The 6,872-nt window shown below is 58.6% G+C and carries 6 protein-coding genes; 4 read left to right on the forward strand and 2 right to left on the reverse strand.

What is annotated here, in order from left to right:
- The coding region (locus VQ042_RS24210) for a hypothetical protein (RefSeq protein WP_331822833.1) at window positions 1-239 on the forward strand (239 nt) is incomplete at its 5' end.
- 262 nt (window positions 240-501) lie between these two features.
- Here the strand turns inward: VQ042_RS24210 and VQ042_RS24215 are convergent.
- Window positions 502-1,251 carry a sulfite exporter TauE/SafE family protein gene (locus VQ042_RS24215; RefSeq protein WP_331822834.1) on the reverse strand — a complete coding sequence of 250 codons (750 nt, stop codon included), beginning with the start codon at window positions 1,249-1,251 and terminating at the stop codon, window positions 502-504.
- Between the two features lie 332 nt (window positions 1,252-1,583).
- On the opposite strand from VQ042_RS24215, the gene VQ042_RS24220 reads away from it, so the two are divergent.
- Window positions 1,584-2,267 (forward strand): hypothetical protein, encoded by a 684-nt coding sequence (locus tag VQ042_RS24220; protein WP_331822835.1) that lies wholly within the window; start codon window positions 1,584-1,586, stop codon window positions 2,265-2,267.
- A gap of 933 nt (window positions 2,268-3,200) precedes the next feature.
- Window positions 3,201-5,399, forward strand: a complete 2,199-nt coding sequence (locus tag VQ042_RS24225; protein ID WP_331822836.1) for a putative bifunctional diguanylate cyclase/phosphodiesterase — start codon at window positions 3,201-3,203, stop codon at window positions 5,397-5,399.
- A gap of 241 nt (window positions 5,400-5,640) precedes the next feature.
- On the opposite strand, the gene VQ042_RS24230 is transcribed toward VQ042_RS24225, so the two are convergent.
- The gene (locus VQ042_RS24230; RefSeq protein ID WP_331822837.1) at window positions 5,641-6,066 is read right to left on the reverse strand and encodes a hypothetical protein; all 426 of its coding nucleotides are present in this window, start codon (window positions 6,064-6,066) and stop codon (window positions 5,641-5,643) included.
- A gap of 167 nt (window positions 6,067-6,233) precedes the next feature.
- Here VQ042_RS24230 and VQ042_RS24235 point away from each other — a divergent pair, with 167 nt between their 5' ends.
- Window positions 6,234-6,803 (forward strand): hypothetical protein, encoded by a 570-nt coding sequence (locus VQ042_RS24235; RefSeq protein WP_331822838.1) that lies wholly within the window; start codon window positions 6,234-6,236, stop codon window positions 6,801-6,803.
- Window positions 6,804-6,872: the final 69 nt, after the last annotated feature.

Below are 6,872 nucleotides of genomic sequence, written 5' to 3' on the forward strand. Positions count from 1 at the left end.
CCGGTGCGCGGATCATCAAGCCCTTCCCAGCAGGCGACAAATTCTTCCACGGCATCCTCCCAACGGCGAAAATCCGCCGGCCAAGCGAAGAATCCATCGCAACCGCAAACGCACGTGAACAATCAGACTACAAAAATTTCCAAATGCGATTCCCCTGGCAACGCCACCGATCGAGGTCACGCAGCTCACTCTTGAGAATGTCAGGGAAGACATTCATCGCCATAGCATCCACCAGGTGAACAAGGAGACTCGCTGGTGAGCGTTTCAGCCAGGACGCAGATACGGCAACCGTCGTGATCACGAACCGCGCCGGTGGCCATCCCTGACACGTGGCCGCACATCTGGCATCGATAGCGATTCGCGGTCGAGACGATCTGATAGCATGCAGTAAGCGACCAACCACTTCCCGACCTGCTCAACAGCCAGTTCGCTCGGGACGGCGCCCAACTGATATGGCGGCCTGCAGGCGCTGCCATAAGGTCTCGAATTGGGGGGTATGGGTCAGAACAGCGCCGCCAGCCCGCGCCGGATGAGGTTTGTGCCGAGGATGAGGAGGCTCAGAAACAGCCATCGCCGAAACCGCGCCGGCGCTATCCGTTGTCGAAGGCGCTGACCCATGGCCATACCGGCCAGCGCCGGCACGACCAGTAGAAGAGACGTGGCGATCCCCTCAAATGCTGCGGCGCTCTGAGCGGTCAGGATCGCTCCGATGGTAAGGCTGGACATTGCGAACGACAGGCCCATCGCCTGGACAAGTTCGTCGCGCCGGAGCCCCAGCGCAGTCAGATAGGGCACGACCGGCAGCACCAGCGTGCCAGTCGCGCCTGCCGTCAAGCCCGTCATGAGCCCAATCGCAGGTCCGAAAACTCGCTCGTGCCGACCCGGCGCCGCAAAGCTAGCGCCGGCAAGCCCGAGCACCGCATAGGCACAGAGCGCCGTCCCGAGCAGGATGTCGAGGGTGCCTTGGTCGGCGCGAAAGAGCACCGTGGTCCCCAAGAAGATCCCGGGCACGGTCGCCAGCAGCATCGGCCACAGCCGCTTGAGCAGCCCCGCGAGAAAGCCGCCAGTGGCGGCTTGCCAAACATTTGTCAGAAACGCCGGCGCCACAAGCAGAAGCAACGCCTCACGCAGGCCGAGCGCCGTGCCGAGCAGGGCCAACACAACGGTCGGCAGGCCCAGCCCAACGATGCCCTTGACCGCGCCGCCGAGCAGGAATGCGCCGACCGCAATCAAGACCAGAGAAAGATCCATGAACCCGTCCCAGGGAATCCGTCGAAAAGCGATTTGCGGCGGAGACTATTGCATGGTCCCGCCCGATCGCCATCCGACCGCCTTTGTATCAATCATTGCGACCGCCCAAAGGATTCAGCTTTTGCGGCGGTAGAGACTTCCAGAACGCGTCTGCACTCGTTTTCAGCCGCACCCCATCTTTGGTGAATGATGCGGCCTTGCTGGAGATCTGCGCACCCAACTTAGGCCTTAGTCAGCTCCTAGGGGATTGCAACTCTCCCCATATTTGCACAGCAAGTCGTGAATGCTCATGCCGGAGAGGCTGAACAATGACGCGTTTGGGATCGACCGACATGACAAAGTATCTTGTGAAATTCACTGCGATCGCAATCTTGATCGCGGCCCTTGCCGGTTGCTCATCAACTTCTTCCAGTTCGAATACGACGGTCGGTGCTCCTGCCTCGAGCTTCGCCGGGATCGAACAGCAGGTTCGGTTCACACCCTGGTCGGGGCAAAGCGCCGTTGGCCAGTTGGCGAAACCCTACTTCATCTCGTTCCGTGCCCGTAATGCTGAGAGCTACGGCCACTCGTTCGTCGCCTTCGGCGAACTCGATTTTCGCGGCAGCGTCCCCTACGACAATGGGGGTGTCCTCATCTCGGATATGACCGAGATCGCCGGTCTTCACCCCGCAGGCGGCAACGCTGCCTATTCCATGGGCCATATCGCCCCGGTCCCATCCGAGACCGGCTTCTCGGACGGCGACACCGAGATTAGATATCTTCAGAACGAGATGACCATCGCACTCACACCGGAAGAGTATAAGCGTATCGTTGGCCGGATCCGGCAGCTTCAGGGCAGCAGCCCCCTCTGGCACGCGGTCGCTTATAACTGCTCGTCTTTCACGAACAAGATCGCTGACTTTATGGGCATGGAAACGGTCAACCACTTGCTCTTCCCGCGTAATTACATTGCGGCGCTGAAGGATGCCAATCCTGGCGTCCAGACGCTTAGCAGGAGCGTTGATACGTTAGGGTGAGCTTTCCCGCCGGTTGATCTCCGATTGGTTCGAGAAGCGGGCCATTCGGTCCGCTCTCTAATTAGGGTGCTCTTGATCGAAGACGGACGCCTCGAAGCCCCCTAATGCGCTGTCCCGGACGACTGGCTCTTTTAGGTCAAGCGTTTCCATCACGATCTCTGCTGCGTGCTCGCGCTCGAGGCTGGCGTGGCTCGCGAACGAGATCACGCGCCACGTCCTCGGCACCCGTCGCCGCACCATTTACCATCGGCTCGCAGCCGCCAAGCCGCAGAGCGGTAGCCATAGCGACAAAGCACCCGACAGGATTCGAACCTGTGACCTTCTGCCTTTGGAGAGGAGCGCAAGCTCCACATCCCAACCTATCAACGCTTCTTGCCGTCCGGCCCCGGATCGGCTAGGGAGTTTTCGCATCAGGCAATCCGCACGCCGGATCCCGCCCGCGACCCGGGCACCCGTAGCTCAGCTGGATAGAGCGCTGCCCTCCGAAGCGTCCGCTCGCCTACGTCTACCAGTTGCGAAGCTACTGTTTTCAAACGAGTTTGTTGCTTCAGGAGCTTCAAGCGAGTCCATCTGNCGTCCGCTCGCCTACGTCTACCAGTTGCGAAGCTACTGTTTTCAAACGAGTTTGTTGCTTCAGGAGCTTCAAGCGAGTCCATCTGGCACGAAAGAGCCACATCGACTCCATGAACCTATCTGGAAGCCGCGCCGACCGGTTTTATCTTTCGCTTTGTGTAGGGATGAAAGGCGTTAGATTCGGGGTCCGGAGGCGCCGTCGGGAACACGTCCGGAGAATGCGGCGTAGTCTCGTTCCGCTCAACCGAACTCAGCTGCAGCCAACCGAGATGAAGGTCAGCAGCCGACGCACCCCGCGTTATCGATGGATTTACGAACACATCGTAGTGTCGATTTGTAACCGTTATTGGGGGAACGTGGGTGTTGGGGGTTACCGGTCGTTTTATGTTAGCGGTGGTTCTTCCGAGCGTCCTCGTCCTTGGGCTGATGACCGCGCTCGTTGCCGGGACCACCTTCTGGTCCACGACACGAACCGATGCAAGCTCGATACAACGGGAAACCCAACTCGTTGAACATCTTCTGGAACAGCGAATTGCTCAGGTCACAAAGGATCAACAAACCTCTACGATCTGGGATGATGCAGTCGAGCACGTTCTCGGCGACAGGGATCCTGATTGGCTTGATAGCAATCTCGGCGTATGGATGCACGATTACTTTGGCATCGATAGAATATTTATACTCGATGGCGACGATGTATCTATCTACGCGATGATCGGCGGGGCATCACGCCCGGAGGGAAGCTATTTCGCCCACGCTACGCTCCTCCAACCTATCGTCGATGCGCTTCGCCAACAAAGACGCGCCGGCGATTCGGAGGAAGCCAGGCCAGGCTTCCTTCGGGACTACGTCTTGCTCGAAAATCGTCCCGCAGTGGTGAGCGCGGCTCCAATCGTTTCGGAGACAGGAGCAATCCCACAAGTTGCGGGCGACGAACCGGTGCATATTGCGGTCCGTTTTCTGGATGCTGCCTTTCTTACGCGGCTCTCAACGGATTTCTTCATTGAGCGACCCAGGTTCTCCTGGACCGGGTCAGTCGGTGAACATGAAGCGCGGTTCCCCCTTAATTCGGCTGGTGCAAGCCTAGGATACCTCGTGTGGACCGTGCAGCGGCCGGGCACGAAAATCATGGGCGAAATCACGCCAGTTTTATCTACCGCTGGGGGCGCGATTCTCATACTGGCCGGCTTCATGCTCTTCCGTCTTCACAGGACATCGAAGAAACTCCTGAAGTCGCACGAGCGCATCGATCATATGGCCCGTCATGATGCGCTGACGGGGCTCTCAAACCGTTTTCATTTTGCGTCGGAGCTCCGCAACCGGATTGGAGAGTTCGAACGCACTAGAACCCTCTTCGCTGTGCTTTATCTTGATCTCGACAGGTTTAAGCATGTAAACGATACATTAGGCCACCCTGCTGGAGACGGTCTGATTTGCCAAGTGAGCAGTCGTTTGAAAGGCATCATTCGGAAGGATGATGTATTGGCTAGGATTGGCGGCGATGAGTTCGCAATGCTGGTGAACCAGGTCGCTAACGTTGGCGAAGTGGAGACGATCTCTGTTGAAATCGTTAGGGTCATTGGCGCCCCGTTTTTAATAGACAACCAGGAGGTAGATATCGGTGTATCTATCGGGGCAGCACTCCCTCTCGAAACGCATTTCGTCGCCGATGACCTGATCCGCAATGCCGATATGGCTCTCTATAAGGTAAAGAGTTCCGGGAGAAACGGTTACGCGATCTTCGACGAAGAAATGAACCGAAGTGCCACTCGCCGCCGTATTCTCGAGCGGGACTTGCGAGCTGCTCTATCTCGTGAGGGCGAATTGAGCCTTGTCTATCAGCCAATCCTACGCGCCAATAGCGGGACGGTCGTTGCCGTCGAGGCTCTGCTTTGCTGGCGTCACCCTCGCGACGGCATCATCTCGCCTTGCGAGATAATCCCTCTCGCGGAAGACGCAGGATTGATCCTGCCGCTTGGCTATTGGGTGCTGAATGCGGCTTGCCGGGCAGGCGTTGCCCTCGGCGAAATGGTTGTTGCGGTGAATGTTTCAGCCGTGCAGCTTCGGGACAAGTTTTTTGGGCCAACTGTCGAGAAGATTTTGTCAGCTACTGGCATGGAGCCCAGTCGCCTCCAAATAGAAATAAACGAAGGCGCGCTCATACAGCACAGCGAGACAGTGGTTCAGAATATTTCTGTCCTCCGTGAAGCAGGTATCCGAATCATGATCGATGAATTCGGAAACGGGCATGCCTCAATCAGCTACCTGAAGAACTACAAAGTTGATGGTCTAAAACTCAATTGCTCCTTTATAGAAGCCCTAAGTGCCGATCCTGAGGGTGCTCGTTCTGCCTTCAAAGCGATTGTCGACCTAGCCTGCTCGCTTGGACTAGAAGTTGCGGCAGAAGGCGTTGAGACTCAAGAGCAGATGGAGATCGCTCTTGCAGCTGGCGCTCAATACCTTCAAGGATATTTGTGTTCTCACCCGGTCGCGCTTCCAGAGCTGCTGGAGACGGTATCGATCAGGCGAGAACGCGATACCTTTCCGAAACGGGCCGCCTAGCTCGGACATCAGCGTCCACTCGCTTCGTGCGCATTGGACGGCAATGCAACGCGTTTTCGAGAAAGAAAGTGTCGCCGTGGCAGAGCAGCACTCTCTGGCGCGATGATCCCCGGCTACTCCTTGCCAGCCAGACACCTGCCGCGTCTCTCAAGGAGGTCGTGCACGCGCCAACGATGGATCGGCACAAACGCGGCACAGTGCCACCGAGAGTGCGGGAAAGCCGCAGCCCGAGACGCCAGCGTCATGCGATCGCTGAAGAGGCTGCAAGCAGAAAGGCCACGATGTTGAGGGCCGTCAGAGCTATCACATCACGATAGGGGCCACGCACGCCAGTGCTCTTTTCGAACCACCATGAGGACGCCGAAGTCGGCACGCCGAGCACCAATGCCGCCACAGTGGCCGTGGTGCATGCCCAAAACTCGCCATTCCGGATCGGGCCGAGGGCCAGCACAACGACAACGACGGCTAAGGCTGCGCAGGCTGCGGCCATGGGTATGTAGACGACTCGCAGCACGATCTGCGTTGCCATCGTCGGCTCCGTCCCGTCAGCTTTGAGCGCCTTGTCGTGATGCGCCGCTGGAGCTGGTCCGAACGCGTATTTGGCAGCCATCGCCAGCACGCCTGCGGCCACGAGAAGATAGAGCACCACTCCGCCAATCAGCATCATTACCCTCCTGTCGATTTCCCAAGAGTCCGAAGCTAACCGAGCGCAACTGATGCGGGAAGGTGCGCAGGCTCGGCTACAACCCTTGGCCGGTCGGAATATCTGGGATTCATCCTTGGCGCCGACTCACCGGTCCCCTACGCGTGGAGGTGCAGACGAGGAGCACTTTCATGGCGACGATACGGAAATTGCGTGGACGCTGGCAGGCGATGGTTCGCCGCAAAGGCCTCCAACCGCGTGCGAAGAGCTTCGACGGCAAGGCAGACGCCGAAAAGTGGGCTCGGAGTCTCGAGGCTGAACTCGATCGATGCGGCAATCTTCCAGACACACGTGTCGCTGAGAAGATGACGGTCCGCGAGCTCCTGGAGCGCTATGTCGCCGAGATCACGCCAGCCAAGCGTAGCGCCTCCTCCGAGGCATATCGGATCCGAGGAATGCTGACCCGGTCGATCTGCTTTCGCACGCTCGCGATGCTCACCCCCGCCGACGTCGCGAAATACCGCGATGAGCGTCTCGCACAGGTCGCGCCAGCGACGGTGATCCGCGAGTTGAACACGCTCGGGCACGCGATCGACATCGGTCGCAAGGAGTGGGGCATTCACCTCGCGCAGAACCCGTGCCGGATGATCCGTCGACCAGTCCCACCGCGCGGTCGTAATCGCCGCCTACAGGACGGCGAGGAGCAGCGATTGCTGGAAGCTGCGGATTCCGATTCAAACCGGCCGGGTATTCCGATTTGAAGTCGGCCACCATTCCGGGATGAAGCCGGCCAGCATTCCGATCAATAACCGGCCACCCTCCGGCGTCTG

Source organism: Aurantimonas sp. A2-1-M11 (assembly GCF_036549475.1).
Lineage (GTDB): Bacteria > Pseudomonadota > Alphaproteobacteria > Rhizobiales > Rhizobiaceae > Aurantimonas.

Bases quoted from the DNA above. Each gene is read 5' to 3' on its own strand.
- VQ042_RS24220 (WP_331822835.1), top strand. From the start codon at position 1,584: ATGACAAAGTATCTTGTGAAATTCACTGCGATCGCAATCTTGATCGCG.
- VQ042_RS24235 (WP_331822838.1), top strand. From the start codon at position 6,234: ATGGCGACGATACGGAAATTGCGTGGACGCTGGCAGGCGATGGTTCGC.
- VQ042_RS24215 (WP_331822834.1), bottom strand. From the start codon at position 1,251: ATGGATCTTTCTCTGGTCTTGATTGCGGTCGGCGCATTCCTGCTCGGC.
- VQ042_RS24230 (WP_331822837.1), bottom strand. From the start codon at position 6,066: ATGATGCTGATTGGCGGAGTGGTGCTCTATCTTCTCGTGGCCGCAGGC.